The sequence below is a fragment of the Stenotrophomonas sp. Steno-Z10-HUANG genome, from assembly GCF_056393075.1.
The window spans coordinates 457,932-484,919 of sequence record NZ_JBWJPA010000001.1 but is presented as its reverse complement, the minus strand read 5'-3'; the positions used below and the strand labels follow the sequence as shown (position 1 = coordinate 484,919).

The following is a 26,988-nucleotide window of genomic DNA, read 5'->3' as shown; positions in this document are numbered from 1 at the left end:
ATGTCCGTACTATCGGTCGCAACTTTGCGCGAGCGCATGCAGGGCTACTCGGGAGGACGCCCAGACGTAATGAGGCTCGTTACCGGCTCCCCAACACGGATACTGGACGTTGGCTGCGGCGCTGGATTACTGGGGAGGCAACTCCGCGACAGCTTCCCCCATTGCGATGCCTTGGGAATCGAACCCGACCCGGATCGGGCATCGTTGGCACGCACCTACTTCCCGCGGGTCATCCAAGGATCTGTGGATGACCCCCAGACCTTGGAAACGCTTGCAAGCGAACCCCCCTTTGATCTCATCATCTGCGCGGATGTCCTTGAGCATTTGGTCGATCCTGCAAGTACGTTGAAGAAACTTGCGAGGATGCTGGCAAGGAATGGGCAACTCATAACCAGCCTGCCCAACGTACGCCATCTTTCGACATTGGTGGACCTGTACTTCTTCGGATACTGGCCGCAACGTGATCGCGGTATTCATGACCGGACCCACCTGCACTTCTACGCCCGCCCCAACATAATCGAACTCGGCCGCTCCGCGGGCCTGCACATGCGTCAGGAGCGGCGCAATCTACGCCTTTTCGAGGCGCACCCATGGTCCATGGTGCCCGCAAAAGCACTTGATTTCTGGCCTTTCCGCGGGCTTTTCACCTTCCAGTATCTCCACCGCTGGCACAGGACGGATGACTGATTTGCGACCGAGATCATGGGCGAGACTCTTGCTTGGTTATGGCCTCGCCATAGCCACGCTAGCCTTCACCGCGCGGAGCTTGAACAGCGGACTATCGCAAGTGAATGCGGCACCCATCGCCTTGGAGCCCATGGCACTGATTGCCTGTGCCCTGCTGATGGCGTGCCACACCCTGCTCAATCGGGAAGGATTTGTTGCACTATGCGAAGCGTTGGACAGCGGTTTGCCACCAGCCACCACACGGCGCATCTGGGGGCGAAGCCTGTTGGCCAAGTACGTACCTGGGGGCATCTGGCAGCTCGTCGGCCGCGGGTTGCAGATGCGCCAGCTCGGCAGTCTGCACAACAGTGCCGTCTACAGTGGAATACTGGAGCAGGCTCTATCCATGCTCTTGTGCCTGACCATCGCCGTCAGCGCGCACTTGTTGTTGTCCCGTTATCACGCACTGGGAATAGCGACTATTCTCCTGCCCGTCCTCACCGTCTGGCTTGTTGCTCGCCTGACAGCCTGGGTGAAGCAACCCGCGGCCCTACGACGTGCGGCGATCCTCTACGCCGCCGCGATGCCCTTTTACTTGGCCGCCTACGCATGCGTTGTCCGGCAGCTACCACTACTGGAGCTGTGCGCTTATCTGTTCACCGGCACTTTCGCGGGCATGCTCGCATTCCTTGTGCCAGGCGGGCTCGGCGTACGGGAATCCGTGATTTCCCTGCTGGCCGCGAACACGCATATATCGCTGCTGACGGCAATGATGGTGGTTCGCTTGATCACGATCGGCATTGAAGTGCTGATCACCGTGGCCGGACTTGCCGCGCGGCGTAAACCATGACGTTCTCGTCACGCTCGAGCAGAAGCTCCATCATGTGGGTTGCAGGCGTTGCGCTTAACGGCCCTGGATATCCCAATGCACGTGCAACCATCCGTATGCTCGAATCGCACCTTGGTGTCCAGGTCGAGGAAATCGCGTATTGGTTGCGGCCGGACTTCCATCTCTGGAAATTGGCGCGCGGCACGCATGTGCAGAAGGTTGCGGGGCTGGCAAGAATTACTTGGAGCACAGCCTCATCACTCTGCCGGCTGCTCTTGCAGCACAGAGCGGGCGACTGGGTCTATGTTCCCTATCCCAGCGCTTTTCTGCTGTGGCTGCTTTCCTGGCTGCCACGCCGCTGGCGACCGCGATGCGTCTGCGATGCGTACATCACCCTCTGGGACTCGCTCTTCCAGGACAGAGGCATGGGCGTGGCCGGCGGACGGCTCTCACGCTTGCTGCTCCGCGCCGAGATTCGCGCACTAGGGGCGGCGACCCACGTCATCGTCGACACGCAGGCCAATGCGCAGCACATTCACAGGCTGTTCGGCGTTCCGCTCGAACGTATCCACGCCTTCCCGCTGGCACTGGACACGGCGCTGCTGCCAGCCGGTGACGGTGCGCGCGGAACGGGCAACAATACCCACGTGGTCTTCATCGGCACGTTCGTGCCCCTCCAGGGCACCACGGTCATCGCACAAGCCATCGACAAGCTGCGCAGGCAGGACTCCCTTGAATTCACCCTGATCGGCGATGGACAGCAGGCCGACGAAGCGTCCCGCTGGTTGCAGGACAACCCGGCTGTGACATGGCTGCGAGGATGGCAGCCCCCCGGCATAATCGCCACGCACCTGGCACGCGCGGATATATGTCTCGGCGTCTTCGGTGGCGACGGCAAGGCCGCGCGCGTATTGCCGTTCAAACTTTACATGGCACTGGCCGCGGGCAAGGCGATCATTACCCAGCGCGCCTACAGCACCCCCGACGGGTGTCCGCCGATCCCGGCCATCACCTGCGACGCGACGCCGGAGGCGCTGGCCGAAGCGATCACCCGGCTTGCACAGGATCCGGAGAAGCGCGCCCAGTTGGCACGCCAGTCGCACGACTACTTCGAGCGCTATCTGTCAGCCACCGCATTGGCGGCATGCTGGGAACGGCTGCTTGCCGGAGGCGGCAAACGGCAGCCCAGCGGGGGATGACACTCCGCAACCCAGTACCCCCGCTGGCCCGCGCTCAGGCAATGGCACGGCGCCAACGCGTCACGGCTTGAGCGCACACTGCCCGCTGCCCGTATTGCACTCGGTGTCGACCTTCACGGCGCTGTTGCCCTTGGCACGCGCCCTGAACGTCACCGAGCGCGGCGTGGCGAAATCGCCCACCCCAAGCCCCAGGCTGGTGTCCGCGCCACACGCCTTGGGCACGAAGGCCACAGGCAACGTGTAATCGGCCAGCTCCACCACGGCTGTGGTCATGTAAGCCTTTGCCTCGGCAAGGCAAGCAGTGTTCGCAGACTTCTGTGTGTAGTTGCGATACTGCGGAAGAGCAATGGCGGCAAGAATCGCGATGATCGCGACCACGATCATCAGCTCGATCAGGGTGAAACCGCGCTGTGGATTGTTCATGCATCCGTCTCTCTCGTATGTCCCCTGCATGGGATGCGCATACAACATCCCGCCCATCCGAAAATGAAGCAAATTCCGTACCAACATGGCCGGAGCCACGTACCGGCCGGATCACTCTTTCTGCCCTCGAACGCGGACCAACTGCTCGACCCATTCCTTCCGGCCGGCCTGCTCAAGCTGGGCGAGCATCAGGTCGATACGCGGATCGTCCGGCTCGGATTCCTCCACGGCAAGCCGCAGATAGTGCAATGCATGCTCGGGCCGCGCGCTCTTGCTGTAGATGTAGCCCCCCATGCGCAGGTAGGCCTCGGACGGGAATATGGCATGTTCGGTGATAAGGTCGAACGTCTGGATGACACCGTCTTCATCAAGAGGGATGCCACGATCCAGGTTGTCCAGCGTTATAAGGGCAATTCCCTGATTGCTTGAATATGCCGCCCCTTTGCGCAGCGCCTCCAGGAAGCGCGCCCAGTCGGCAGGCACAACGGTTCCCTCCAGGGTCTTGAAGATCACCACATTCGAGAGCAGCTGCGCCGACCCGGTCCGGTCGCCCCCCCGCTCACAGACCTGGATTGCTTCCCGCATCCCCGCTGCATGTTGCTTGCCGCCGGTGCGCTCCAAATAGGCCCCACACAGCGCGAGCCAGGCGCGGGCGGAGTCCGGGCTGATCGCCACACTGGTACGTGCGAACCGCATGGGCTCACCCCAGGAATGAGCCCGCGTCAACGTCGCCGCCGCCTCAAGCGTGAGAAGCAGACCCAGCATGAAGGCGATGATCATTGGGCGGACCGCCCAACGCTGGCATGCGATGACGAAAAGCCCACCGACAGCGAGCACCACGCCGATCAGCGGGAAATGATTGCGGTGCTCGAACGCCAGTTCCACATTGATGACATTGCTCGTCAGGAAATGGCCGGCAAAGAACAACAACACGCCCAGGGAGAACACCGGGGCGCGGGTGCGCCAGCGCCATGCCCACGCCAACAGGGCCAGCAACAGGAGCCAGGCCGGCAATGTGGTGGCGGGTTGCAGCCAGCCGCGCGAAACGACCAGGTCGTCGTAGTAGAAGGGAAGCAGCTGCGGCAAGGGCAATACGATCTGGCACAGATACATCACCAGCACCCGGCCTTGGGTGAGCAGGCGTTCGCTGCTGCTGAAATCGCGGCCCGGGTAGGCATCCCAATGCCAATAATGTGGAACGATGACCAGCAGGTAGGCCACCAACCCCACCACTGCAAAGCCGGCATAGCCGACGCGCAACACCTTTGCGGTCACGGGCGATGCCGCCCGCATGCGCAGCACCGTCAACTCCAATGCCAACGTGTAGACGGGCAACAGTACGGCATCCTCCTTGCTGGCAAAGGCAAGAACACCGAAGAACAGCGCCATCAGACCGAAGTGGCGACTGCGCTCCCCTTGGATCTGTGCCTGGCGCATGGCCAGATAGGCCCACAGCGCGGCGAGCACGAACAAGGTGCACAGGGTTTGCATCCGCTGTACCACATACAGCACGGAGGACACCTGCAGGGGATGGATGGCCCACACGGTGGCCATGATCAGGGCCCCAGCCAGTGCACGACGGGCGGGCCACTGCGCCAGCGTCAACAGCCGCCGCAGGAATACCGCCAGCACCACCGTCGTCAGGGCATGGATGAACAGGTTGGTGGATTTGAAGACCTGGGGATCAGGCCCGCCGCGCCAGAGATCCAGCGCCAGGCTCAGCATCGACAGCGCCCGCGAATGCCCGGCGTTGTAGCTGTACGCCGCGTACAGCACATCCTCCACCCCCCCTCCCGTGAAGCGCAGGTTTGCATTGCGTACGATGTTGGGCAGGTCGTCGAAGATGAAACCACCGCCCAGACCGGGCAGCAGCACGCCACAAGCGAGTATCGCCGGCAGAAGCGAAAGAACAACGAAGCGACGGGTGATGGGCAGCATGCAGTTCCAGTGATTCAATATCTGAACAAACGAAAAGCGCCTTTCGGCGCTTTTCGAATTCAAGCAAAACCAGTATTGCTTACTGGTAGTCGCAGGAACCGCTACCGGCATTGCACTCCACGTCCTTCTTCAGGGTCGCGTTGCCCTTGGTCTGGCTGGTAAAGGTAATGCTGCTGCCACCATTGTAATCGGCATCGGTCGGCACAGTACCGCCAGCACATGCCTTGGCGTTAAAAGCCGGGGCAGCCGAACTGTTGGCCAGGTTGGCCACAGCGGTGCCCATGTAAGCCTTCGCTTCCGCCAGGCAGGCGCCGTTGGCAGACTTCTGGGTGTAGTTGCGGTACTGCGGCAGCGCGATGGCGGCCAGAATGGCGATGATCGCGACCACGATCATCAGTTCGATCAGGGTGAAGCCCTGCTGCATCTTCTTCATCTGTACATCCCCTAGAGGTTTGGATTGTGAGCACCGGAAGGGCCGTCGCCCCCCGTAAGGGTCGAAAAGCAGGTTGCGTGCCAATGGCCTGCCACATGCCATGTCCCCGGTACGCATGATGGCAGCATCCATGAAGAAGGAAAGCCCCGGATGATGATTCTGCGATCCAGACAACAGGGTGACGCGCCGCGTCACATCTCGACACTTCATCACCAATCCGCCAGCTCCTTGTTGCTTCGCCCACAAGTATCGCCGGAGCGTGACGGCGGCCACGCTTGCCGACGGGCGAGATGCCACGCCCACGCAGACCCGCTACCATGCAGGAATTGTCCGGCCCGGGGAGTGGCCGGACGGGGAGAAGAACGATGTCCGTGACCCGTAGCGCAGTGAACAAGCCGCCGGTGGAACGCAACACCAGCCAGATGCAGCCGTTTGTCTGGGAGGGGACCGACAAGCGCGGCGCCAAAATGAAGGGCGAACAGGATGCCCGCAATGCCAACATGCTCCGCGCCGAGCTGCGCAAGCAGGGCATCACCCCGACCGTGGTCAAACCCAAGCCCAAGCCCCTGTTCGGCGCATCCGGCAAAGCGATCAAACCCAAGGACATCGCCTTCTTCAGTCGCCAGATGGCGACGATGATGAAGTCCGGCGTGCCCATCGTGACCGCCCTGGACATCATTAGCAGCGGCCACAAGAACCCGCGCATGGCCAAACTCGTGGGGCAGATCCGTGCCGACCTGGAAGGGGGCTCGTCGCTGTACGAGGCCATCAGCAAGCATCCCGTGCAGTTCGACGAGCTGTACCGCAACCTGGTGCGCGCCGGCGAGGGCGCAGGCGTCCTGGAAACCGTGCTGGAGACCATCGCCAACTACCAGGAGAACATCGAAACGCTAAAGGGCAAGATCAAGAAGGCCCTGTTCTACCCGGCCATGACCATTGCCGTAGCCCTGATCGTCAGCGCGGTCCTGCTGGTTTTTGTCGTGCCGCAGTTCGAACAGGTATTCAGCAGCTTCGGCGCCGACCTTCCTATTTTTACGCAGATGATCGTGGCAGCATCCCGCTTCATGGTCAGCTGGTGGTGGCTGATATTGCTCGTGACCGTGGGCGCCGTCGTGGGCTTCGTCTTCGCCCTCAAGCGCTCGCCCAGGATGCAGCACACCATGGACCGGCTGATCCTCAAGGTACCGGTGATCGGCCAGATCATGCACAACAGCGCCATTGCGCGATTCTCCCGCACGACCGGCGTGACCTTCCGGGCAGGCGTACCGCTGGTCGAGGCGCTGGGCATCGTCGCCGGCGCCACCGGTAACAAGGTCTATGAGGAAGCCGTCCTGCACATGCGCGACGATGTGGCGGTGGGCTACCCGGTGAACATGGCAATGAAGCAGGTCAATGTATTTCCGCACATGGTGATCCAGATGACCGCCATCGGCGAGGAAGCGGGCGCGCTGGATACCATGCTGTTCAAGGTCGCCGAGTACTTCGAGCAGGAAGTGAACAATGCCGTGGATGCCTTGAGCAGCCTGATCGAACCGATGATCATGGTGTTCATCGGCGTGATCGTCGGCGGCATGGTCATTGGCATGTATCTGCCGATCTTCAAGCTCGCTTCCGTCGTTGGATAATTGACCCATGGCATTTCTCGACCAGCATCCCGGCATCGGCTACCCGGCCGCTGCCGGACTGGGGTTGCTGATCGGCAGCTTCCTTAACGTGGTGATCCTGCGCCTGCCTAGGCGCATGGAGTGGCAGTGGAAGCGCGATGCGCGCGAGATCCTGGGCGAGCCGGACATCTACGAGCCGCCGCCGCCGGGCGTGGTGGTGGAGCCTTCGCATTGCCCGCACTGCAAGCACAAACTGAGCTGGTACGAGAACATCCCGCTGTTCAGCTGGCTGCTGCAGCGCGGGCGCTGCCGCCATTGCCAGGCGCCGATCTCCATCCAGTACCCGCTGGTGGAGTTGTTGACAGCGGTGCTGGTGCTGGCCAGCGTGTGGCAGTTCGGCTTCGGCTGGCAGGGTTTCGGCGCGATCGTCCTGACCTGTTTCCTGATCGCGTTGTCCGGCATCGACCTGCGTACCCAGCTGCTGCCCGACCAGTTGACCCTGCCGCTGATGTGGCTGGGCCTGATCGGCAGCATGGACAATCTGTACATGCCCACCAAACCGGCGTTGATCGGTGCCGCGGTTGGCTACCTGTCGCTGTGGACCGTGTGGTGGCTGTTCAAGCAGATCACCGGCAAGGAAGGCATGGGCCACGGCGATTTCAAGCTGCTGGCGGCACTAGGCGCATGGTGCGGATTGAAGGGCATCCTGCCGATCATCCTGCTGTCCTCGCTGGTGGGCGCCATCGTCGGCTCGATCTGGCTGTACGCGCGCGGGCGCGACCGTGCCACGCCCATTCCGTTCGGCCCCTACCTGGCCATCGCCGGCTGGCTGGTCTTCATGTGGGGCGATCCGATGATCGCCGCCTACCGGCAGTGGGCCGGCCTGGCGTGATCCGGGCCCGCGGTCCCGCCCACCCGCTGGGCACGGGCCACGGCCCATGAGCCGCTTCATCGTCGGGCTTACCGGCGGCATCGCCTCGGGCAAGAGCGAGGTCACGAAGCGCTTCGAAGGACTCGGCATCGCGGTGGCCGACGCGGACATCGCCGCACGCGAAGTGGTGGCGCCGGGCAGCCCCGCCCTGGCACAGATCAGCCGCCGCTTCGGCAGCGCGATGCTGCTGGCCGACAGCACCCTCGACCGGGCGCGGCTGCGCGAGCATGTGTTCGGCAACGACGCCGAACGCCGGGCACTGGAAGCCATCACCCACCCGGCCATCCGCGCCCGCGTGCGAGAAATCTGCGAAGCCGCGGACAGCCCCTATGCCATCGCCGCGGTGCCGCTGTTGGCTGAAGCCGGCGGTCGCGCAGCCTATCCCTGGCTGGATCGGATCGTGGTGGTCGACGCCGCCGAGCCGGTGCGCCACGCCCGCCTGCTCCAGCGCGACAGCATCGATGCCGCCCTGGCGACGCGCATGATCCAGGCACAGGCCAGCCGCGCGCAGCGGCTGGCGCTGGCCGACGACGTGATCGTCAATGACGGGCACCCGGAGCACCTGCAGCCGCAGGTGGAAGCACTGGATCGCCTGTACCGGGGCCTGGCTGCCGGCAATACGCCGCCCTGACGCGTCCAGCGCCCACCGCCACCGCGGCGGTCAGCCCGCCGGGGCGAAAATCAGCCGGCCGACCACGCCGCGCTCGGCGCCCGGCCGGATGCTGACCTGCCAGCCGTACAGCGCACACAGCCGGCTGACGATGGACAGGCCGATGCCGCCGCCCTGCGAATGGCCGGCGTGGGTACCGCGGTAGCCACGCTGGAACAGGCTCGCGGCATCCTTCTCGCTCAGCCCGGGGCCGGTGTCGATCACTTCGACCGCGTCATCCAGCACCCGGACCCGGACCTGGCCTTGCTGGGTGTACTTCACCGCGTTGCCGATCAGGTTGCCCAGCGCCACCGACAGCGCCGCTTCCGGCGCATCGATGACCAGGTCACGACCGCCCTCCAGCACCAGCTCCAGCGGCTTGCCACCGAGCTGCGCACGGTGCGCATCAAGCAGCTGCTCGGCGACCTTGGCGACGTTGCTGCTGCCCTGCCCGCGCTCGTTGCGCGACAGCAGCAGCAGCGAGCCGATCAGATCGCTGCACTGCTGCTCGGCACGCTGGATGCGCTGCAGGCGCTGCAGCACCTTCTCGTCCAGGCCCGGACGCGCGAGCAGCAGCTCGGTCGCGCCACGGATCACCGCCAGCGGCGTGCGCAGTTCGTGGCTCACGTCCGCATTGAACTCACGGTCGCGCTGCACCACTTCGGTCAGGCGCGCGGAATAGTCGTCCAGCGCCACGGCCAGCTGCCCCACCTCATCGTCGGGGAAACGCGGTGCAAGGGGTTCGGGATGAGTGCTGCCGCCACGGTAGGCCTGCAGGCGGGCGGCGAGATCCGACACCGGGCGCATCACCCGCGAAGCAGACCACCAACCCAGCACCCAGGACAACAGGCTGAACACCAGCACGGACAGGACCAGCGCGCGCTTCAACTGCTGTTCGCCGCGCATCGACTGGCTCATGTCGTAGGCGACGAAAAACCAGGCATCGTCCGTCTTGCGCACACCGACCTTGTAGGAAAACGCCTTGCCGTCGGCATCCTGACCACTGAAATTATGGATGCCGTCCTGCAGGTGTTCCCATTCGGGATAATCGCGACGCAACCCTTCCAGTTTGTCAGGGCGATAGAGGAACGCGCGCATCTGCTGCACCGGCGCCACCACTTCGCGGCCACCGCTCTGGATGTAGCTCTGCCAGGAGGCGTCCAGATTTCGGTTCATCACATCTTCGACCAACTGGTTTTCCACGCGCATGCGCGCCCAGTTGGTGGCGAACGCGAACAGCGCCGTCAGGCAGAAGCCCAGCAGCACGAACGAAACGATGATGCGGCTGCGCAGGCGGCGGCGATAGCGCCCCTGCCTGTGGACGACCGCCGACGATGCGGCTTCAGGCATCGGGTGCGGCGATCCGGTATCCGATGCCATGGCGGGTCTGGATCATGGGTGCGTTGAACGGCTTGTCCACCACCGCACGCAGGCCGTGGATATGCACGCGCAACGAGTCCGAGTCAGGCAACTCCTCGCCCCATACCCGGGTTTCCAGCTCCTGCCGGGTAACCACCGCCGGCGAGGCTTCCATCAATGCCTGCAGGATCTTGAGCGCGGTCGGGTTGAGCTGCAGCAGCTTGCCCTGGCGGCGCACTTCCAGCGTGTCCAGGTTGTACTCCAGGTCGCCGGTTTCCAGCACCCGGGTGTGCCCCCCCTTGCCGCGGCGCGACAGCGCGTTGAGCCGTACCTCGACTTCCTGCAGCGCGAACGGCTTGATCAGGTAGTCGTCGGCACCGGAGTCGAACCCGGCCAGCTTGTTGTCCAGCGAATCGCGCGCGGTGAGCATCAGCACCGGGGTCTGCTTGCGCGCGTCGTTGCGCAGCTTGCGGCAGACCTCGATGCCATCCATGCCCGGCAGGTTCAGATCGAGCACGATCGCATCGAAATCGTGCACGACCGCCAGGTGCAGGCCGGTGACGCCGTCGGCCGCGAAATCCACCGTATGCCCGCGGTCCTCGAGGTAGTCCCCGAGGTTGGCCGCGATGTCGCTGTTGTCTTCGATTACGAGAATGCGCACTGGGAACCTCAGTCATTTACCGAAGAGCAGAGCATACCCGGCCCGTGGCTCCAGCTTCATTAAAACCGTTCAGCGCACGGAAAGGGCGTGGCGCCGGCACGCCGGCAACAACCATGCCGCCTGCCGTTGCCCGGCTATCAAGCTGCCGGGCAAGACAGACCTTCGGTCACGGGGTTTCGACCTTCTGCGTCGAAATCCGCAGGTCGCGCAGGGCATCAGCCCCGTTCTCGCGCGCCTGCCGACGGGCCGCCACCGTGATGCAGATGTTCTGTGGCCGGTTGCTGCCGACCGGGCGTTCACGGCGGCAGACAAGGCGACTGTCCTCGCGCGCCTGGGTCAGCAGGGTATTGACCAGATCCTGATCGTTGAAAACCGCTATCTTGTCCTTCTCGGGAAGATTGGCATGCCCCCCCGTTCCCAGCAGGGCATCGATGCGGCCGAGCGCGTCAACCACGCGGGCACGGTTCTCCGCGCTGATCTCACTGTATACCTCGCCTCCCTGCAGGTCGCTCATGATGCGCAGGCGCTGCTCGGCATAAGGCTTCCCTTCCATCAACGGCTTCTCCGCCACGGGCGCCGCCATTGCGGACATCGCAGGGAACACGAGCAAGGCAGCCAAAAACAGCATCCGATTCATACCCCAACCTCCTGTCTGGTAATTCGTTCGACTGTAGCGCGCCTCACCGACGGCAACAAGTCAAAAAACAAGGCCCCGGCGAGCACCGCCAGGGCCTGAAGATTCCCGATCACCGGACCCGCTGAGGAGGGCTGGTCACAGTGGGGCCAGCGTAGGGCCGGGGGAATTAAAGACCCGTTAAAACGGTGCAAGCAATTCGGAATCCGGGCTCAGCGCCTGAGGTTGACCACGTAGTCGATCATCCGCCCGGCGACATCGCCACCGGAAACGCTCTCGATGCCCTCCAGCCCGGGCGTGGAGTTGACTTCGAGCACCAGCGGCCCGCGCCGGGAGCGGATCATGTCCACCCCGGCGATACCCAGCCCCAGGGCCTTGGCCGAGCGCACCGCCACCTGCTGCTCGGCCCGGCTGCAGACCGCCGGGCCGGCGCTGCCGCCGGCATGCAGGTTGGAGCGGAAGTCGCCGTCCTGGGCCTGCCGGCGCATGGTCGCGACCACCTGGTCGCCCACCACCAGGCAACGCAGGTCCGCGCCCTGGGCCTCGGCAATGAATTCCTGCACCAGGAAATTGGCATACAGGCCGCGCAGCGCCTCGACCGTGCCCTTGGACGCACTGAGCTTCTCGGTGAGGATCACCCCGCGCCCCTGGGTGCCCTCGCTGAGCTTCACCACGTGCGGCGGCGGCCCCAGCATGGACAGCAGGTCATGGGTGTCGTCCGGGTTGTCGCCGAACACCGTCACCGGCATGTCGATGCCCTTGGCGGCCAGCAGCTGGTGCGCACGCAGTTTGTCGCGCGCGCGCAGGATCGCGTCGGAGGGGTTGGGCGTGCGCGTGCCCATCATCTCGAACTGGCGCAGCACCGCGGTGCCGTAGCGGGTGATGGAGGCACCGATGCGCGGAATCACCGCGTCGAAGCCGGACAGCGGCCGGCCCTTGTAGTGCATGCTGAAATCACCCGCGTTGATGCGCATGTAGCAGCGCAGCGGGTCGAGGATGCGCACGGTGTGGCCACGCGCGCGCGCGGCCTCGACCAGACGCCGGGTCGAGTAGAGCTTGCTGTTGCGGGAGAGGATGGCGAGCTTCATCGCGGGGCCTGGAAGTCAGGCCGGGCACATCACGCCCTGCCCTGGGCTGGCGCCTCGGTGCCTGCGCGGCACCTGGAAGATGGAGCGGGTGAAGGGAATCGAACCCTCGTCGTAAGCTTGGGAAGCTTCTGCTCTACCATTGAGCTACACCCGCGCGGCGATGCGCAGTCTATGTGGAGCGGGGCCTGCCGCGCAATGCCAACGTGCAGCGCGTTACCTCGACGGGAGCCCCGGGCAGGGACGGTGCCGCGACACGACACCGTCCACAGCCGCCCGCGTCCGGCTCAGAACCCGCCGCTGAACGTGGCGAACAGGGTGGCGTCGCGCGCCGACTTCTGCGCGGTGGTGGCGCTCAGGCCGATGTTGCTCTGCAGCCCCCACAGGCTCATCCGCGCGCCCAGCACGGCGGTGGCGTAGTTGCGGTCGAACTGCAACCCGGGAACCCTGTAGGCGCCGACGTCGGCCATGGTCTGCAGCCAGGCGCTGGCCTGCTTGCCGCCGTCCTCGAACTCGTGGTCGTAGGTGACCTGCACGTAGGGACGGACGCTGCCACCGTCGAAGCGCGCCTGCCAGCCGAGGCGGCCAACGGTGGAGTCCACGTCCTGGTTGCCGTAGCCCAGCGCGGTGGCGCCGGGATTACTCTCCAGGTACCCGTCCAGCTTGACCTTCTGCCACACCACGCCCGCCACCGGACCGTGGCGGAAGCCGCCCTGCTGGCCGAACTCGTAGCCGGCGTTGAGCGCGGCGGTCAGGTTGCTGCCATCGGGCGATCCCTTGTGCTCGCGGGTGGCCGGGCCGAGCTGCACCTTGCGGGTGACGTCGTAACCCAGCCAGCTGTAGCTGGCCTGCCCGTTGACCCAGGCGCGCTCGCCATACCAACCGGCAAATACGCCCAGGGTGGTGTCGGACTGGGTGAAATCGCCCATGCGGTTGCCGAAGTCCGCGTCCATCCGGCCGTACCCGGCGAACCCGCCGAACACCTTGCCATCACGCGCCCAGTCGACGCCGAACAGGCCGGCCGGCGCCATGCCGTCGTACAGCCGGCCATGGTCGTAGCGCTGCATGTCGCCGCGCACGTTGCCCCACCAGCTCATGCCGTCGGCCGGACGGCCCGCCAGGTGACCGCCGACCTGGTCCGCACGCGCACGGCCGGTGGTCTGCGCCGAGTGCGTCAGCACCTGCTGCAGGCGCGGCGCCTCGAGCACCGAAATCGAGTACTGCCCGAGGATCTTGTGGGCGGCGGTGGTCGGATGCACGCCATCGGCGAACACATAGGTGTCGGCGGCATTCGGGCTGACATAGTTCAGCGGCGTGCAGGTCAGCGACTGCGCGGTGATCTGCGGCTGGCACGCAGTGCCGGACACGTTGCTGAAGCCGTAGGCGCCGGGGTTGGCGACGATTTCCTGGAGGATGCTGAAGGTGTCGACCGGGATCACCTGCAGGCCGGCCTGCTTGAGCCCGCCGAACAGCGCATCGTTGTACGCCTTGGCCAGCGCGGTGCCCTGCGCCATCGCCACCGGGCCGCCGGCGCGCGAGGACGGGGTCAGGCCGATGTCGGGCAGGTTCGGCACCATCACGTACTGGGCGCCGGCCGCCTTGAGCGTGGCGACCATGCCCACCTGGCTGGCGACCGCCGCGCCGATGGTGGCCTGCGCCGGTGCGCCGCCGGCCACCGCGAACAGGTCGTTGGCGCCACCCCACACGGTGTACAGGGCATTGGCATCGGCCTTGCCGCCGTTGGCCGCCAGGTAATGGTTGAGCTGGGTCTTGAGCGACGGTGTCGGCGGCAGCAGCGGGCTCAGCGGATTGGGCACATCCACGCCCACGCGGGCGCCGCCGGCGGCGTAGTTGTCGCCCACCTGGCCGTTGCCGTTGGGCAGGGCATTGGTGCCGTAGTACCGGGCCAGGTAGTCGGACCAGACCCAGCCGGGGTTGGTGGTGAAGCGGCCCGCCACCGAGGCGCTGGGATTGGCCTGCACCAGGATGGGACGGAAGTAGCCGGTGTCGGTCAGGCTGTCGCCGAAGAACACGGTCCTGGAAAACGGCGACTGCGCCATGGCCGGGACGGCGGCGGCGGCCAGTGCCAGGGCGAGCGCGGAGCGGAGTGGACGGGAAACGACACGCATGGGGAGACTCCTGACGGACGAGGAAGGCGACAGCGTACGCCGCCGCATGGAAGTAGTTTTTCACCGCCCCACGGCCGGCTCACGCTGCACTGCCGCATGGGCTGGGATTTTCCGGCCCTGCTGGCCAGAATGACGGCATGGACATCCAGCTCAATGGCGAAACCCGCCCCTTCCCCTCGCCCCTCACCCTGGCCGCGCTGCTGGCCGCCGAAGGCCTGGCCGAACGCCGCGTGGCGGTGGAGGTCAACGGCGAAATCGTCCCCCGCGGACGGCACGGCCAGTGGCAACTGCACGCCGGCGACGTGGTGGAGATCGTGCATGCGCTGGGCGGCGGGTGATCTTCTGCCGCCGCAGGTGTGGGGCTTCCCCCACACAGTCCCACCGGGCAAGCCGCATGCGCGGCAGGCGCCGCATCTGCGCGACAACGCCACGCCACGCGGCCTGGCATGATCGGCGATAATCGCCCCATGAACGCACACGTCCCCACCGATCCGCTGGTCATCGCCGGCAAGAGTTATGCGTCCCGGCTGTTGACCGGGACCGGCAAGTTCAAGGATCTGGAAGAAACCCGCCTGGCCACCGAGGCCGCCGGCGCCCAGATCGTCACCGTGGCCATCCGCCGCACCAACATCGGCCAGAACCCGGGCGAGCCCAACCTGCTCGACGTGCTGCCGCCCGACCGCTACACCATCCTGCCCAACACCGCCGGCTGCTACACCGCCGAGGACGCGGTGCGCACCTGCCGCCTGGCGCGCGAACTGCTCGACGGCCACAACCTGACCAAGCTCGAAGTGCTGGGCGACCAGAAGACCCTGTACCCGGACGTGGTGCAGACCCTCAAGGCCGCCGAGCAGCTGGTCAAGGACGGCTTCGAGGTGATGGTCTACACCTCCGACGACCCGATCCTGTGCAAGCGCCTGGAGGAGATCGGCTGCGCCGCGGTGATGCCGCTGGCCGCGCCGATCGGGTCCGGGCTCGGCATCCAGAACCGCTACAACCTGATGGAGATCATCGAGAACGCGCGGGTGCCGATCATCGTCGATGCCGGCGTCGGCACCGCCTCGGACGCCGCCATCGCCATGGAGCTGGGCTGCGACGGCGTGCTGATGAACACCGCCATCGCCGGCGCGCGCCATCCGGTGCTGATGGCCAGCGCCATGCGCAAGGCGGTCGAGGCCGGCCGCGAGGCCTTCCTGGCCGGACGCATCCCGCGCAAACGCCATGCCAGCGCGTCCTCGCCGGTGGACGGGTTGATCGGCTGATGACCAATCCCTTTGAAAGCGCGGGCTCCAAGGCGCCGCCCAAGCCCTTCACCGTGACCGAAGGCCGCCGCGAGGTCCGCAGTTTCGTGCTGCGCCAGGGCCGTTTCACTCCCGCGCAGCAGCGCGCGTTCGACGAACGCTGGCCGCGTTTCGGCATCGACTTCAATGGCCAGCCGCGCGACCTGGATGCCACCTTCGGCCGCAACGCGCCCAAGGTGCTGGAGATCGGCTTCGGCAACGGTGCCGCACTGCGTTTCGCCGCCGGATTCGACCCGTCCAGGGACTACATCGGCATCGAGGTGCACGCCCCGGGCGTGGGCCGCCTGCTCAACGCACTGGCCGACGACAACGCCGGCAACGTCAGGCTCTACCACCACGACGCGGTGGAAGTGCTGGAGAAGGAGATTGCCGACGGCGCGCTGGACGAGGTGCGCATCTACTTCCCCGACCCGTGGCACAAGAAGCGCCACAACAAGCGGCGCCTGGTGCAGCCGGCGTTCGCCGCGCTGCTGGTGCGCAAGCTGCGCCCGGGCGGGCGGCTGCACTGCGCCACCGACTGGGCCGACTACGCCGAACAGATGTGGGACGTGCTCGACGCCACGCCGGGCCTGGTCAACCGCGCCGGCCCGCGCGGCAGCGTGCCGCGCCCGGACTGGCGCCCGCAGACGCATTTCGAGACCCGCGGCCAGAAGCTCGGCCATGGCGTCTGGGATCTGCTGTACGACCGGCAGGGAACGGGAACCGAGGGGTAAGGGAATGCTGCCTTCACGCACCAGCGCATCCGCGGACAGCGCCAGGCACCTAGTGCGGAAGGCCGGCCCCTCGTCCCGCCCCCGGCATACCGCTGCCGCCACCCGGCGCGGAATCGCGGATGCGGTGCCCCATCCCGCCCCGGGGGCGGGCCGCAGGGTTGCGCCGCCCGCACCCGCCGCGCGTGCTTCCCGCCCCCTCCTGCGCGCCTGCCGGCCCTGATGGATACCGCCCTCACGCTGACGACCGACATGAAGCTCGTCCTCGGGCTGGTCGGCTTCACCATGGCGATGTTCCTGTTCGAGCGCATCCGCGCCGACGTGGTGGCGCTGGTGGTGATGGTGGTGCTGGGCGTCACCGGGCTGATCGCGCCGGAGGAGATCTTCGGCGGCTTCTCGGGCAACGCGGTGATGAGCATCATCGCCACCACCATCCTCGGCGCCGGGCTCGACCGCACCGGCGCGCTGAACCGGCTGGCCGGCTGGCTGCTGCGCCGCTCGCACGGGCTGGAACAGCGCCTGCTGCTGCTGACCAGCGCCACCGCCGGCCTCAATTCGTCGTTCATGCAGAACCCGTCGGTGATGGCGCTGTACCTGCCGGTGGCCTCGCGCCTGGCCTCGCATACCGGGCTGACCCTCAAGCGGCTGCTGCTGCCGATCACCGCCGCCATCGTGATGGGCGGGGGCCTGACCATGGTCGGCAACTCGCCGCTGATCCTGCTCAACGACCTGCTGATCTCGGCCAACAACAACCTGCCCTCCGGCACCGCCACCATCGAGCCGCTGCGCATGTTCGCGCCGCTGCCGATCGGCGTGGCGCTCCTGGCCGCGGCGCTGCTGTACTTCCGCTTCTTCGGCGACCGCAAGCTCTCGCGCGACGAAGGCGCGGATGACGAGGGCCAGACCCCGGCGCGCACCGAGAGCTACTTCGCCAAGGCCTATGGCATCGAGGGCGAGGTGTTCGAGCTGGCGGTCACCGCCGAGAGCCCGCTGGTGGGAATGACCGTGAGCGAGGTCGAGAGCCTGTTCGAGGCGCCGCTGCTGCTGGCGCTCAAGACCGGCAACGACACCCGCCTGGCACCGCCGGCGGACATGCGCATCTGGGTCGGCAGCGTGATCGGCGCGATGGGCCCGCGCCAGCTGGTGGCCGACTTCGCGCAGAACCAGTTCCTGCGCATGTCCTCGCGCCTGCGCAACCTGGGTGACCTGTTCAACCCCAGCCGCGCCGGCATCTCCGAGGCGGTGGTCCCGCCGACCTCGAAGCTGATCGGCAAGACCGCCGGCCAGCTGCGGCTGCGCAAGGAACGCGGCATCAGCCTGCTGGCGATCAACCGCGACAAGCAGGTGATCCGCGAGGACGTGCGCAACGTGGCGCTGCGCGCCGGCGACATGCTGGTGTTCCACAGCATCTGGCAGGACCTGGCCGCCGCGGCCGAGAGCCGCGACTTCGTGGTGGTCACCGACTACCCCAAGGGCGAACAGCGCCCGCACAAGTTCAAGATCGCCATGGCGATCTTCGCCATCACCATCATCATCGCGCTGACCTCGCACCTGCCGGTGGCGCTGACCCTGCTCACCGGCGTGGCCGGCATGCTGCTCACCGGCGTGCTGCGCATGGACGAGGCCTACGCCTCGATCAACTGGAAGACCATCTTCATGATGGCCGGGCTGATCCCGCTGGGCTGGGCCATGGATTCCAGCGGCGCGGCGGCCTGGGTCGCCGGCCACACCATCGACAAGCTGCCGGCCGGGATCCCGATCTGGGTGCTGGAACTGGCGCTGGCGGTGCTGACCACCGCGTTCTCGCTGGTGATCAGCCATGTCGGCGCCACCATCGTCACCGTGCCGATCGCGGTCAACCTGGCACTGGCCGCGGGCGGCAACCCCACCGCGTTCGCGCTGATCGTGGCGCTGTCGGCCTCCAACAACCTGATGACCGCGTCCAACCCGGTGATCTCGATGGTGATGGGCCCGGCCAAGTACACCCCGCGCGAGATGTGGCGCGTCGGCGGCCCGTTGTCGCTGATCTACACGCTGGTCGTGGTGGTGATGGTCAACCTGATGTTCTGAGCCGCGCCGGGGGCGGCGGGATCAGCCCAGCAGCACCCTGCCGTCCTGCACCCGCACCGGCACCGCGCGCAGCGCGTCGCCCTTGCATGGCCCGGACACGCAGGCCCCGCCCTGCAGCTCGAACGCGGCGCCATGCACCGCGCACACCAGGTGGCCATCGCGACTCTTCAGGAACTGCCCCGGCGCCCAGTCGAGGGGCCGGCCGGCATGCGGGCAGACATTGAGCCACGCCCGTACCTGCGCGCCCTCGCGGTACAGGATCAGCGGCTCGGCATCGCCGTCGACCACCGCCTCCACCAGCAGGAACCCCGGATCGGGCAGGGCGTCGAGCCGGGCCAGCTCGACGGCGGAAGGTACGGACATGGACATCGCGGGACCGCATGACAGCAGGAAATTGCGCCGATTGTCGCACGCCGGCCCGCCCCGCCCGGCCAGGGGGCAGCATGAATGGGCGACCGCATTTAACGACAAATTCACTCATTGACCCGCCTCCCCACCGATACTTCGGCCAGCCAAATCGTCATACCGCCGACATGCAGATCCGTTACTTCCAGTTCGCCACCCTCCGCAACCTGTTCGCGCCGCGCAAGCCACGCAACCCGTTGCTGCGGATCGCGCTGGGCCTGCTGGGCCTGGCGATCCTCGCGGTCCTGGTCGTGGCCGGGCTGTTCGTCGGCGCGGCGATGATCCTGGTCGGCCTGAGCTGGAAGCTGCTGGCCGCGCGCAAGGCGCGTGCCGCGGGCAAGGCCGCCGGCAACGTGATGGACGGCGAGTACCGCGTGGTGCGCAAGCCGGCATTGCCGCACGCCCACTGACACCGGGCGTCCCCGCCCCAGGCTTCGACACCCGCGCCCGGCTCCTGCCGGGCGTGTTGCATCCGGCGCCACCGCGCGCACGCGATGCGCGGACGCCCGCTGCCCCGCGCGCATGGCCAGCGGTACTACCAGCGCGGCGGCGGCGTCCGGCATCATGGCGCCAGCTCCCGCTTCCGGACCGACCATGACCGACCTGATCCCCGCTCCGCCCGTTCCCCGCATCCCGGTGGCAGGCGGCGGCACCTTCCCCGTGCGCCGCATCTACTGCGTGGGCCGCAACTTCGCCGACCACGCGCGCGAGATGGGCGCCAATGCACCGGCCTCCGCTGCCGAGCGCGGGCAGCCGATGTTCTTCATGAAGCCGGCCGACGCCATCGTCACCGGCGACGCACCGGTTCCCTACCCGCCGGCGACCGCCGACCTGCACCACGAAGTGGAACTGGTGGTCGCGCTGGGACAGGATGCGCCGGACGGTGTACTCCCGGTCGAACAGGCGATGTCGCTGGTGCTGGGCTACGGCGTCGGCCTGGACCTGACCCGTCGCGACCTGCAGGCCGCGGCCAAGGCCAAGGGCGGTCCCTGGGACATCGCCAAGGGCTTCGATCATTCGGCGCCGGTCAGCGAACTGGTGCCCGCCGCGCAGGTGGGCGAGCTGGCGCCGCTGGCGCTGTCGCTGCAGGTCAACGGCCAGACCCGGCAGCACGCCACGCTGGACAACATGATCTGGAACGTGGCCGAAATCCTGCACGAACTGTCCCGGCTCTACGCGCTGCGCGCCGGCGACCTGGTGTTCATGGGCACGCCGGCCGGCGTGGCCGCGCTGCGGCCCGGCGACCGTTTCAGCGCGCGGCTGGGCGACATCGCGCGCCGCGACGGCATGATCGCCGGATGACCGGTGTCGGGGTAGTCTGTACCTCGCACCCCTCACGCAATACAGGAGAAACCCGTGGGAATGATCAGTGAGTTCAAGGAGTTCGCGATGCGCGGCAACGTCATCGACCTGGCGGTCGGTGTCGTGATCGGCGGCGCGTTCGGCAAGATCGTCACCTCGCTGGTGGACAAGGTGATCATGCCGCCGATCGGCTGGCTGATCGGCAATGTCGATTTCTCCAAGCTCGCCTGGACGCTGGCGCCGGCGCGGGTGGCCGCCGACGGCACCGAGATCCCCGCGGTGGTCATCGGCTATGGCGACTTCATCAACACCGTGGTGCAGTTCGTCATCGTCGCCTTCGCCATTTTCATGCTGGTCAAGGTGGTCAACCGGCTGTCGCGCAAGAAGGAAGCGGCGCCCGCCGCACCGGCCGCGCCGAGCGAGGAAGTGCTGCTGCTGCGCGAGATCCGCGACAGCCTGAGGAAGTAACGCCGCGCGGCGGTGACCTCCAGCACGGTTGCAGCCGGAGCCGCGGGCGTATGCTCGCGGCTTCTTTCGTCTGCGAATCCCTCGCAGCGGCCGCGCACGCCCAGGTGCGCCCCAACCGACCCGGAGCCCGCCATGCGCCGCCTCGCCCTTGCCATCGCCACCGTGCTTGCCTGCGCCACTGCGCACGCCGCCCCCACCCGCATCCCCGAACAGGCGCTGGCCCGGGCGGTGGAACTGCGCGAGCAGGCGCTGGCCGACGATACCGGCTGGAAGGTGGTCGAATCGCTGACCACCGAAGTCGGCCCGCGCCTGGCCGGCAGCGAGGCCGACGCGCGCGCAGTGGAATGGGCCAAGGCCAAGTTCAGGGCGCTGGGCTTCGACCGGGTATGGACCGAACCGGTCACCTTCCCCAAGTGGGAGCGCCGCAGCGAGCAGGCGCAGGTGCTGGGCGCGCATGCGCAGCCGCTGGCGATCACCGCACTGGGCGGCAGCCCCGCCGGCAGCGCCGAGGGCGAGGTAGTGCGCTTCGACAGCCTGGAAGCACTGAAGGCCGCGCCGGCCGGCTCACTGGCCGGCAAGATCGCCTTCATCGACTACCAGATGACCCGCAGCCGCAGCGGCGAGGACTACGGCATCGGCGGCACGGTCCGCAGCCGCGGCCCCTCCGAGGCGATCCGCAAGGGCGCGATCGGCTACATCATGCGCTCGGCCGGCACCGATTCGCACCGCGTGCCGCATACCGGCATCACCCGCTTCGACGAAGGCCTGACCCCGGTGCCGTCGGCGGCGCTGTCGGTGCCCGATGCCGACCAGCTGGCACGGCTGGTCGCGCGCGGCCCGACCCGCATCCGCATGGCCCTGGACTGCGGCTGGGACGGCAGCTACACCTCGCAGAACGTGATCGGTGAAATCACCGGCCGCGAACTGCCGAAGGAAGTGGTGGTGATCGGCGGCCACCTCGATTCCTGGGACCTGGGCACCGGCGCGGTCGACGATGGCGCCGGCATCGGCATCACCATGGCCGCCGGCCACCTGATCGGCCAGCTGCGGCAGGCGCCACGGCGCACCATCCGGGTGATCGCCTTCGCCAACGAAGAACAGGGCCTGCACGGCGGCTACGCCTATGCCGCCGCGCGGGCGAAGGCCGGGGAAATCCCGCTGCAGCACATCGCCGCCGAGAGCGACTTCGGAGCCGGCCGCATCTACGCGTTCAACACCGGCTCGGGCAACCCCGCCGGCTCGCGCGAGGCCACCGCGCAGATCGCCGGGGTGCTCGCGCCGCTGGGCATCGCGTACCGCCCGGACGAAGGCGGCCCCGGCCCGGACGTGGGGCCGCTGGCGGCCAAGGGCGGCGCCTGGGCGTGGCTGGCGCAGGACGGGACCGACTATTTCGACCTGCACCACACCGCCGACGACACCCTGGACAAGATCGACCCGAAGGCGCTGGCGCAGAACGTGGCCGCCTACACCGTGTTCGCCTACCTGGCCGCCGAGGCCGAAGGCAGCTTCGGCAGCGAGGCCCGCGACGTGGTGCCGCCCAAGGAATGACCCGCAGCGTCCGCCCGGCAACGGGCGGACGCCAGGGCGATGCCGCAACGCCCCCGCCGCCGGGGGCGTTGCCGTATCCGGGCATCGCCGACATCAGCGGGCGTCAACGGCACATCTGGGATAATGGCGTCCTGGTCCCACCCCGCGTCCGTCGTGGACGCCTGCAACGACAAGGCAGCCGACATCATGTCCCGATCCCTCCGCATCGCCCTGGCGCAGTACGACTTCCCGGTCGGCGACGTGGCCGGCAACAGCGCGCGCATCATCGAACTGGCGCAGATCGCCCGCGACGAGTACGGCGCCGACGTGGTGCTGTTCCCCGAACTGGCGGTCAGCGGTTATCCACCGGAAGACCTGCTGCTGCGCCCGTCGTTCCTGCGCGGGTGCGAGCAGGCGATCGCCCACATCGCCGCGCAGGTGCAGGGCATCGTCGCGGTGGTGGGCTGGCCGCAGAGCGCCGGCGCGGTGGTCTACAACGCCGCCAGCGTGCTGCGTGACGGCGCGGTCGCCGCCACCTACCGCAAGCGCGAGCTGCCGAACTACGCGGTGTTCGACGAGCGCCGCTATTTCGACGTCGATCCGGACGGCGGCAACTGCGTGTTCGAGGTCGGCGGGGTGACGCTGGGCCTGCTGGTCTGCGAGGACCTGTGGTTCGCCGAACCGCTGGCCGCGACCGTGGCCGAGGGCGCCGAACTGGTGCTGGTGGCCAATGCCTCGCCCTATGAGCGCGGCAAGCATGCCCAGCGCGACGCACTGCTGGCCGAACGCAGCCGCGACAGCGGCGCCGCCATCGCCTACGTCAACCTGGTCGGCGGCCAGGACGCGCTGGTGTTCGACGGCGCCTCGGTGGTGGCCGACGGCAGCGGTACGGTGCACCCGGCGGCGCTGGCCTTCGCCGAGGAAATGCTGGTGGTCGACTACGACGCCGATACGCGGTCGTTCCTGCCGATGCGCTGGATCGACGACGGCGACGAAAGCATGGACGCGCTGGCCTGGCGCGCGATCACCCGCGGCATCCAGGACTACTGCCGCAAGAACGGCTTCGACAAGGTATGGCTGGGCCTGTCCGGTGGCATCGATTCGGCTCTGGTGCTGGCGCTGGCGGTGGATGCCCTGGGCGCGGACAACGTCACCGCGGTGGCATTGCCGTCGCGCTACACCGCCGGGCTGTCCAACGACCTGGCCGCCGAGCAGTGCCGGGCGCTGGGGGTGAAGCTGGAAACGGTCCCGATAGAGCCGGCGTTCCAGGGGCTGATGCAGTCGCTGTCGGCGATGTTCCAGGGCAAGGACGCCGACGTGACCGAGGAGAACCTGCAGTCGCGCAGCCGTGGCGTGATCATGATGGCGCTGTCCAACAAGTTCGGCGGGCTGCTGCTGACCACCGGCAACAAGAGCGAGTACGCGGTCGGCTACGCCACCATCTACGGCGACATGTGCGGCGGCTATGCGCCGCTGAAGGACCTGTACAAGACCGAGGTGTATGGCCTGTCGAAGTGGCGCAACACGGTCGGCGGGGCGCCGGTGATCCCGCCGGCGGTGATCGCGCGCGCGCCTTCGGCCGAGCTGCGCGAGAACCAGACCGACCAGGATTCGCTGCCGGCCTACGACGTGCTCGACGGCATTCTGTACCGCTACATCGACCAGGAGCAGTCGCGCGAGGACATCATCGCCGCCGGCTATGCGCCGGAGGTGGTGGCCCAGGTGCTGCGGCTGGTGCGCACCAGCGAGTGGAAGCGGCACCAGGCCGCGCCCGGCCCGAAGATCTCACGCCGCGCGTTCGGCCGCGAGCGGCGCTACCCGATCAGCAACGGCTACCGCGGCTAGGCACGTGCCTGCCGCGGCGGCAGGGAAACGGCGGGATGCGTGCAGCGCTTTCCGGATCCGTGCCAGCAGAGTGAATAGAGCGCGGCCGTGGCTACGGGAGGTGGGCCAGCGGGGCATGCCAGCCAACCGCGCGCCCCATGCCCGGCGCGCCGCGGGTGCCCGGGCACGACCCGGTTGGCCTGCGGCGCAGCGGCGAACCGGGCTGTGGAAGGCGACGGCCACCACCGGGTGATCCGCGCAGGCACGGAGCCGACAAAGGCATCTCCACCTGCGCCTGATACACCGCACCGCTGGCGCGAGGCCGGCGGCGACGAGCCCCGCGCGGGCCTGTCCCTGGCAACCCGACCGCCTTGCGGCGGCGCCTGGCCGGGGTCGCCCGGGGTGGTCTCAGTCCCGGGCCTGGCGGCTGCGCCAGCCCGCCAGGAACACCGCGGTGGCGGCGGCGACGTTGAGGCTTTCCACCGCGCCGGTGCCGGGAATGGACAGGCGCAGGTCGCAGTGCTGCGCGAACTCGCGGTCCATGCCCTCGCCTTCGGCGCCCATCACGTAGACCATGCGCGGCGGCAGCGGCGTGGCGAACAGGTCCTGCCCGCCTTCCACCAGCGTCGCGGCCAGCGCGAAGCCGGCAGCGCGCAGCTGCGACAGCGCCTGCGGCAGCGCCGGCAGGCGCACCAGCGGCACCGCTTCGGCACCGCCCTCGGCGACGCGGGCGGCGGCGCCGGACAGGCTCAGCGTCGACTCGGCCGGCAGCAGGATGCCGGCCGCACCGAAGTGTGCGGCCGAGCGCAGGATCGCGCCGAAGTTGTGCGGGTTGCCCACGCCGTCCAGCCACAGCGCCAGCACCGGCCCGTCAGGCAGCGCCGCCAGCCAGGCGGCCAGCGGCTGCGGTTCGGCGCGCAGCACGTCGGCCACCACGCCCTCGTGGTGGGTGGTGGCGGCGAGCTTGTTGAGGTCGCCCTCGCCGACCACGCGATAACCGACGCGGTTGCCCACGCACCACTTCAGCAACGGCTGCAGCCGCGGGATCAGCGCTTCGGCCAGGTACAGCTTGCGCAGCGCCTGCGGGCGCCGCGCGTGCATCGCCAGTACCGCGTTGACGCCGTACAGGCGCAGTTCGTCGTTGCCGCGTACCGGGCCGGCGCCGTCACCGCGCGCGCCCGAAGGCGGCAGAGGCGTGGCGCGCGGCGGGCGCGCGGAAGGACGACGGTTGTTCCAGGGGCTGTTCACTGCCGTTGCACTCGCTTACTTGTTGCCGCGCCAGAAATCGGCGTTGCGGATGCCCAGCGCATCCGGGTCGAACACCGGGTCCAGGCCCTGCTTCTTCTGCCGCTCGTAGTCGGACAGCGCCAGCATCGCCGGCTTCTGCAGGATCAGGATGGCGATCACGTTGAGCCATGCCATCAGGCCGACGCCGATGTCGCCCAGCGCCCATGCCATCTTGGCGTTGTGGAAGGCGCCGAACACCACCATGCCCATGATGCCCAGGCGCAGCACCAAGGTCGCCGCCGGGTGGGTGCGGTTGCTGCCGGCCAGGTAGGTCAGGTTGGTCTCGGCCATGTAGTAGTAGGCCATGATCGTGGTGAAAGCGAAGAAGAACAGCGCCAGCGCCACGAAGCCCGCGCCCCAGCCCGGCAGCACCGACTCGACCGCGGCCTGGGTGAACAGCGCGCCCTCGGAGGGCGCCACGCCGGGCACGCCGCTGACGATCGCCTCCAGCTTCTGCACGCCGCCCTCGGTGACCTCGCGGAACACGTTGTACATGCCGGTGGACAGCAGCAGGAAAGCCGTGGAGGTGCACACCAGCATGGTGTCGAAATAGATCGCGAACGCCTGCACGTAGCCCTGCTTGGCCGGGTGCGAGACTTCGGCCGCGGCGGCCGCGTGCGGGCCGGTGCCCTGGCCGGCTTCGTTGGCGTAGATACCGCGCTTCACGCCCCAGGCAATGGCCTGGCCGATGATGCCGCCGAAGGCCGCATGCGCGCCGAAGGCGCTGGAGAAGATGTCGGCGAACATCGTCGGCACCTTGCCGGCATTGAGCATCATCACCACGATGGCCATCAGGATGAAGCCCAGCGCCATGAACGGCACGATCACCTCGGCGAAGCTGGCGATGCGCTTGACCCCGCCGAAGATGATCACACCCAGCAGCGCCGCGACCGCGACGCCGATCCACAGCTTCATGCTGGCCGCACCGCCCAGCGAAGCGCAGGCGTCGGCACCGGTGCACAGCACGTTGACCGCGCTGTCGGCGATGGCGTTGGCCTGCACGCCCGGCAGCAGGAAGCCGGCGGCGATGACCGTGGCCACCGCGAACACCGCCGCGTACCACTTCAGGCCCATGGCCTTTTCGATGTAGTAGGCCGGGCCGCCGCGGTAGCGGCCTTCGGCGTCCTTGGTCTTGTAGATCTGCGCCAGGGTCGACTCGACGTAGGAGGTGGAGGCGCCGAGGAAGCCCATCACCCACATCCAGAAGATCGCGCCCGGGCCGCCGTAGGCGATGGCGGTGGCCACGCCGGCGATGTTGCCGATGCCCATGCGCCCGGCCATCGACATGGCCAGCGCCTGGAACGAGGAGACGCCGGCATCGGACTTCTGCCCGCGCACGGTGAGCCGGCACATCTCGGCAAAGCCGCGGATCTGCATGACGCGGGTGCGCAGGGTGAACCACAGCCCTGCGCCCAGACACATGAAGATCAGCGCATTGCTCCAGATGATGCCATTTACGAATTCGACGATGGATTCCACACGATCTCCCCGGATGGCTGAAGGTAGGCGGGTGCCGGCTTCAGGAACCGGCGATTCTTCCACGATTGCAGGGCC

Annotated in this window: 26 protein-coding genes and 1 tRNA gene; 15 read left to right on the top strand and 12 right to left on the bottom strand. The window is 67.5% G+C overall.

Annotation, left to right across the window (positions count from 1 at the left end; genetic code table 11):
- The 3 genes from AC06E6_RS02150 to AC06E6_RS02140 all read left to right on the top strand — a co-directional run bounded on the left by AC06E6_RS02150 (position 1) and on the right by AC06E6_RS02140 (position 2,694).
- Positions 1 to 687 (top strand): class I SAM-dependent methyltransferase, encoded by a 687-nt coding sequence (locus AC06E6_RS02150; protein WP_104939408.1) that lies wholly within the window; start codon positions 1 to 3, stop codon positions 685 to 687.
- 130 nt (positions 688 to 817) lie between these two features.
- Positions 818 to 1,516, top strand: coding sequence for a hypothetical protein (locus tag AC06E6_RS02145; protein ID WP_240212225.1), 699 nt, complete (start codon positions 818 to 820; stop codon positions 1,514 to 1,516).
- Positions 1,517 to 1,548: 32 nt separating this feature from the next.
- Complete coding sequence (locus AC06E6_RS02140) at positions 1,549 to 2,694, top strand: glycosyltransferase (RefSeq protein ID WP_158681882.1); 1,146 nt, start codon at positions 1,549 to 1,551, stop codon at positions 2,692 to 2,694.
- A gap of 60 nt (positions 2,695 to 2,754) precedes the next feature.
- On the opposite strand, the gene AC06E6_RS02135 is transcribed toward AC06E6_RS02140, so the two are convergent.
- From AC06E6_RS02135 to AC06E6_RS02125, 3 genes are all read right to left on the bottom strand, one after another.
- Complete coding sequence (locus tag AC06E6_RS02135) at positions 2,755 to 3,117, bottom strand: prepilin-type N-terminal cleavage/methylation domain-containing protein (protein ID WP_104940248.1); 363 nt, start codon at positions 3,115 to 3,117, stop codon at positions 2,755 to 2,757.
- A 111-nt stretch (positions 3,118 to 3,228) separates the two neighbouring features.
- Positions 3,229 to 5,055: a hypothetical protein gene (locus AC06E6_RS02130; protein ID WP_240212226.1), complete on the bottom strand. Its 1,827-nt coding sequence runs from the start codon at positions 5,053 to 5,055 to the stop codon at positions 3,229 to 3,231.
- 79 nt (positions 5,056 to 5,134) lie between these two features.
- Entirely contained in the window at positions 5,135 to 5,488 is a 354-nt protein-coding gene (locus tag AC06E6_RS02125) for a prepilin-type N-terminal cleavage/methylation domain-containing protein (RefSeq protein WP_104939412.1), read from the bottom strand.
- A 365-nt stretch (positions 5,489 to 5,853) separates the two neighbouring features.
- Between AC06E6_RS02125 and AC06E6_RS02120 the strand changes: the two genes are divergently transcribed.
- From AC06E6_RS02120 to coaE, 3 genes are read left to right on the top strand one after another with little or no spacing between them, the layout of a single operon-like run.
- Positions 5,854 to 7,113, top strand: a complete 1,260-nt coding sequence (locus AC06E6_RS02120) for a type II secretion system F family protein (protein ID WP_240212227.1) — start codon at positions 5,854 to 5,856, stop codon at positions 7,111 to 7,113.
- Positions 7,114 to 7,120: 7 nt separating this feature from the next.
- Entirely contained in the window at positions 7,121 to 7,984 is an 864-nt protein-coding gene (locus tag AC06E6_RS02115; protein ID WP_104939414.1) for a prepilin peptidase, read from the top strand.
- A 46-nt stretch (positions 7,985 to 8,030) separates the two neighbouring features.
- Positions 8,031 to 8,654 (top strand): dephospho-CoA kinase, encoded by a 624-nt coding sequence (gene coaE, locus AC06E6_RS02110; RefSeq protein WP_240212228.1) that lies wholly within the window; start codon positions 8,031 to 8,033, stop codon positions 8,652 to 8,654.
- A 30-nt stretch (positions 8,655 to 8,684) separates the two neighbouring features.
- Here the strand turns inward: coaE and AC06E6_RS02105 are convergent, their stop codons facing one another.
- The 6 genes from AC06E6_RS02105 to AC06E6_RS02080 form a co-directional block, all read right to left on the bottom strand.
- Positions 8,685 to 10,022 carry a sensor histidine kinase gene (locus tag AC06E6_RS02105; RefSeq protein ID WP_240212229.1) on the bottom strand — a complete coding sequence of 446 codons (1,338 nt, stop codon included), beginning with the start codon at positions 10,020 to 10,022 and terminating at the stop codon, positions 8,685 to 8,687.
- Complete coding sequence (locus AC06E6_RS02100) at positions 10,015 to 10,692, bottom strand: response regulator transcription factor (protein ID WP_054667261.1); 678 nt, start codon at positions 10,690 to 10,692, stop codon at positions 10,015 to 10,017. Before AC06E6_RS02100 ends, AC06E6_RS02105 begins: the two co-directional genes overlap by 8 nt.
- A gap of 166 nt (positions 10,693 to 10,858) precedes the next feature.
- Positions 10,859 to 11,329, bottom strand: a complete 471-nt coding sequence (locus tag AC06E6_RS02095) for a hypothetical protein (RefSeq protein WP_240212230.1) — start codon at positions 11,327 to 11,329, stop codon at positions 10,859 to 10,861.
- A gap of 209 nt (positions 11,330 to 11,538) precedes the next feature.
- A complete protein-coding gene (gene rimK / locus AC06E6_RS02090; RefSeq protein WP_161613382.1) occupies positions 11,539 to 12,414 on the bottom strand; it encodes a 30S ribosomal protein S6--L-glutamate ligase in 876 nt (291 codons plus the stop codon).
- An 80-nt stretch (positions 12,415 to 12,494) separates the two neighbouring features.
- Positions 12,495 to 12,568: transfer RNA gene (locus AC06E6_RS02085), tRNA-Gly, on the bottom strand.
- A 130-nt stretch (positions 12,569 to 12,698) separates the two neighbouring features.
- Entirely contained in the window at positions 12,699 to 14,540 is a 1,842-nt protein-coding gene (locus AC06E6_RS02080) for an autotransporter domain-containing protein (RefSeq protein ID WP_240212231.1), read from the bottom strand.
- A 137-nt stretch (positions 14,541 to 14,677) separates the two neighbouring features.
- Here AC06E6_RS02080 and thiS point away from each other — a divergent pair, with 137 nt between their 5' ends.
- The 4 genes from thiS (at position 14,678) to AC06E6_RS02060 (ending at position 18,621) form a co-directional block, all read left to right on the top strand.
- Positions 14,678 to 14,878: a sulfur carrier protein ThiS gene (thiS, locus tag AC06E6_RS02075; RefSeq protein ID WP_104939420.1), complete on the top strand. Its 201-nt coding sequence runs from the start codon at positions 14,678 to 14,680 to the stop codon at positions 14,876 to 14,878.
- A gap of 129 nt (positions 14,879 to 15,007) precedes the next feature.
- Complete coding sequence (locus AC06E6_RS02070; RefSeq protein WP_240212232.1) at positions 15,008 to 15,802, top strand: thiazole synthase; 795 nt, start codon at positions 15,008 to 15,010, stop codon at positions 15,800 to 15,802.
- Complete coding sequence (gene trmB / locus AC06E6_RS02065; RefSeq protein WP_161613323.1) at positions 15,802 to 16,554, top strand: tRNA (guanosine(46)-N7)-methyltransferase TrmB; 753 nt, start codon at positions 15,802 to 15,804, stop codon at positions 16,552 to 16,554. Before AC06E6_RS02070 ends, trmB begins: the two co-directional genes overlap by 1 nt.
- Before the next feature lie 219 nt (positions 16,555 to 16,773).
- A complete protein-coding gene (locus tag AC06E6_RS02060; protein WP_240212233.1) occupies positions 16,774 to 18,621 on the top strand; it encodes an SLC13 family permease in 1,848 nt (615 codons plus the stop codon).
- A gap of 21 nt (positions 18,622 to 18,642) precedes the next feature.
- Here AC06E6_RS02060 and AC06E6_RS02055 read toward each other — a convergent pair whose 3' ends face one another.
- Complete coding sequence (locus tag AC06E6_RS02055) at positions 18,643 to 18,984, bottom strand: Rieske (2Fe-2S) protein (protein ID WP_161613321.1); 342 nt, start codon at positions 18,982 to 18,984, stop codon at positions 18,643 to 18,645.
- A gap of 170 nt (positions 18,985 to 19,154) precedes the next feature.
- On the opposite strand from AC06E6_RS02055, the gene AC06E6_RS02050 reads away from it, so the two are divergent.
- From AC06E6_RS02050 to AC06E6_RS02030, 5 genes are all read left to right on the top strand, one after another.
- Positions 19,155 to 19,436 (top strand): hypothetical protein, encoded by a 282-nt coding sequence (locus AC06E6_RS02050; protein WP_161613320.1) that lies wholly within the window; start codon positions 19,155 to 19,157, stop codon positions 19,434 to 19,436.
- Between the two features lie 184 nt (positions 19,437 to 19,620).
- Entirely contained in the window at positions 19,621 to 20,328 is a 708-nt protein-coding gene (locus tag AC06E6_RS02045) for a fumarylacetoacetate hydrolase family protein (protein WP_104939425.1), read from the top strand.
- Between the two features lie 54 nt (positions 20,329 to 20,382).
- Positions 20,383 to 20,796 (top strand): large-conductance mechanosensitive channel protein MscL, encoded by a 414-nt coding sequence (gene mscL, locus AC06E6_RS02040; RefSeq protein ID WP_104939426.1) that lies wholly within the window; start codon positions 20,383 to 20,385, stop codon positions 20,794 to 20,796.
- 132 nt (positions 20,797 to 20,928) lie between these two features.
- Complete coding sequence (locus AC06E6_RS02035) at positions 20,929 to 22,344, top strand: M28 family peptidase (RefSeq protein ID WP_104939427.1); 1,416 nt, start codon at positions 20,929 to 20,931, stop codon at positions 22,342 to 22,344.
- Between the two features lie 186 nt (positions 22,345 to 22,530).
- Positions 22,531 to 24,168, top strand: a complete 1,638-nt coding sequence (locus AC06E6_RS02030) for an NAD+ synthase (RefSeq protein WP_240212234.1) — start codon at positions 22,531 to 22,533, stop codon at positions 24,166 to 24,168.
- Positions 24,169 to 24,555: 387 nt separating this feature from the next.
- On the opposite strand, the gene AC06E6_RS02025 is transcribed toward AC06E6_RS02030, so the two are convergent.
- Together AC06E6_RS02025 and AC06E6_RS02020 are read right to left on the bottom strand one after the other, a co-directional pair.
- Positions 24,556 to 25,338 carry a TrmH family RNA methyltransferase gene (locus AC06E6_RS02025; RefSeq protein ID WP_240212309.1) on the bottom strand — a complete coding sequence of 261 codons (783 nt, stop codon included), beginning with the start codon at positions 25,336 to 25,338 and terminating at the stop codon, positions 24,556 to 24,558.
- 72 nt (positions 25,339 to 25,410) lie between these two features.
- Positions 25,411 to 26,913, bottom strand: coding sequence for an alanine/glycine:cation symporter family protein (locus AC06E6_RS02020; RefSeq protein WP_161613315.1), 1,503 nt, complete (start codon positions 26,911 to 26,913; stop codon positions 25,411 to 25,413).
- Between the last annotated feature and the right edge of the window lie 75 nt (positions 26,914 to 26,988).

Bases quoted from the DNA above. Each gene is read 5' to 3' on its own strand.
- AC06E6_RS02150 (WP_104939408.1), top strand. From the start codon at position 1: ATGTCCGTACTATCGGTCGCAACTTTGCGCGAGCGCATGCAGGGCTAC.
- AC06E6_RS02145 (WP_240212225.1), top strand. From the start codon at position 818: ATGGCACTGATTGCCTGTGCCCTGCTGATGGCGTGCCACACCCTGCTC.
- AC06E6_RS02140 (WP_158681882.1), top strand. From the start codon at position 1,549: ATGTGGGTTGCAGGCGTTGCGCTTAACGGCCCTGGATATCCCAATGCA.
- AC06E6_RS02135 (WP_104940248.1), bottom strand. From the start codon at position 3,117: ATGAACAATCCACAGCGCGGTTTCACCCTGATCGAGCTGATGATCGTG.
- AC06E6_RS02130 (WP_240212226.1), bottom strand. From the start codon at position 5,055: ATGCTGCCCATCACCCGTCGCTTCGTTGTTCTTTCGCTTCTGCCGGCG.
- AC06E6_RS02125 (WP_104939412.1), bottom strand. From the start codon at position 5,488: ATGAAGAAGATGCAGCAGGGCTTCACCCTGATCGAACTGATGATCGTG.
- AC06E6_RS02120 (WP_240212227.1), top strand. From the start codon at position 5,854: ATGTCCGTGACCCGTAGCGCAGTGAACAAGCCGCCGGTGGAACGCAAC.
- AC06E6_RS02115 (WP_104939414.1), top strand. From the start codon at position 7,121: ATGGCATTTCTCGACCAGCATCCCGGCATCGGCTACCCGGCCGCTGCC.
- coaE (WP_240212228.1), top strand. From the start codon at position 8,031: ATGAGCCGCTTCATCGTCGGGCTTACCGGCGGCATCGCCTCGGGCAAG.
- AC06E6_RS02105 (WP_240212229.1), bottom strand. From the start codon at position 10,022: ATGCCTGAAGCCGCATCGTCGGCGGTCGTCCACAGGCAGGGGCGCTAT.
- AC06E6_RS02095 (WP_240212230.1), bottom strand. From the start codon at position 11,329: ATGAATCGGATGCTGTTTTTGGCTGCCTTGCTCGTGTTCCCTGCGATG.
- rimK (WP_161613382.1), bottom strand. From the start codon at position 12,414: ATGAAGCTCGCCATCCTCTCCCGCAACAGCAAGCTCTACTCGACCCGG.
- AC06E6_RS02080 (WP_240212231.1), bottom strand. From the start codon at position 14,540: ATGCGTGTCGTTTCCCGTCCACTCCGCTCCGCGCTCGCCCTGGCACTG.
- thiS (WP_104939420.1), top strand. From the start codon at position 14,678: ATGGACATCCAGCTCAATGGCGAAACCCGCCCCTTCCCCTCGCCCCTC.
- AC06E6_RS02070 (WP_240212232.1), top strand. From the start codon at position 15,008: ATGAACGCACACGTCCCCACCGATCCGCTGGTCATCGCCGGCAAGAGT.
- trmB (WP_161613323.1), top strand. From the start codon at position 15,802: ATGACCAATCCCTTTGAAAGCGCGGGCTCCAAGGCGCCGCCCAAGCCC.
- AC06E6_RS02060 (WP_240212233.1), top strand. From the start codon at position 16,774: ATGGATACCGCCCTCACGCTGACGACCGACATGAAGCTCGTCCTCGGG.
- AC06E6_RS02055 (WP_161613321.1), bottom strand. From the start codon at position 18,984: ATGTCCGTACCTTCCGCCGTCGAGCTGGCCCGGCTCGACGCCCTGCCC.
- AC06E6_RS02050 (WP_161613320.1), top strand. From the start codon at position 19,155: ATGCAGATCCGTTACTTCCAGTTCGCCACCCTCCGCAACCTGTTCGCG.
- AC06E6_RS02045 (WP_104939425.1), top strand. From the start codon at position 19,621: ATGACCGACCTGATCCCCGCTCCGCCCGTTCCCCGCATCCCGGTGGCA.
- AC06E6_RS02035 (WP_104939427.1), top strand. From the start codon at position 20,929: ATGCGCCGCCTCGCCCTTGCCATCGCCACCGTGCTTGCCTGCGCCACT.
- AC06E6_RS02030 (WP_240212234.1), top strand. From the start codon at position 22,531: ATGTCCCGATCCCTCCGCATCGCCCTGGCGCAGTACGACTTCCCGGTC.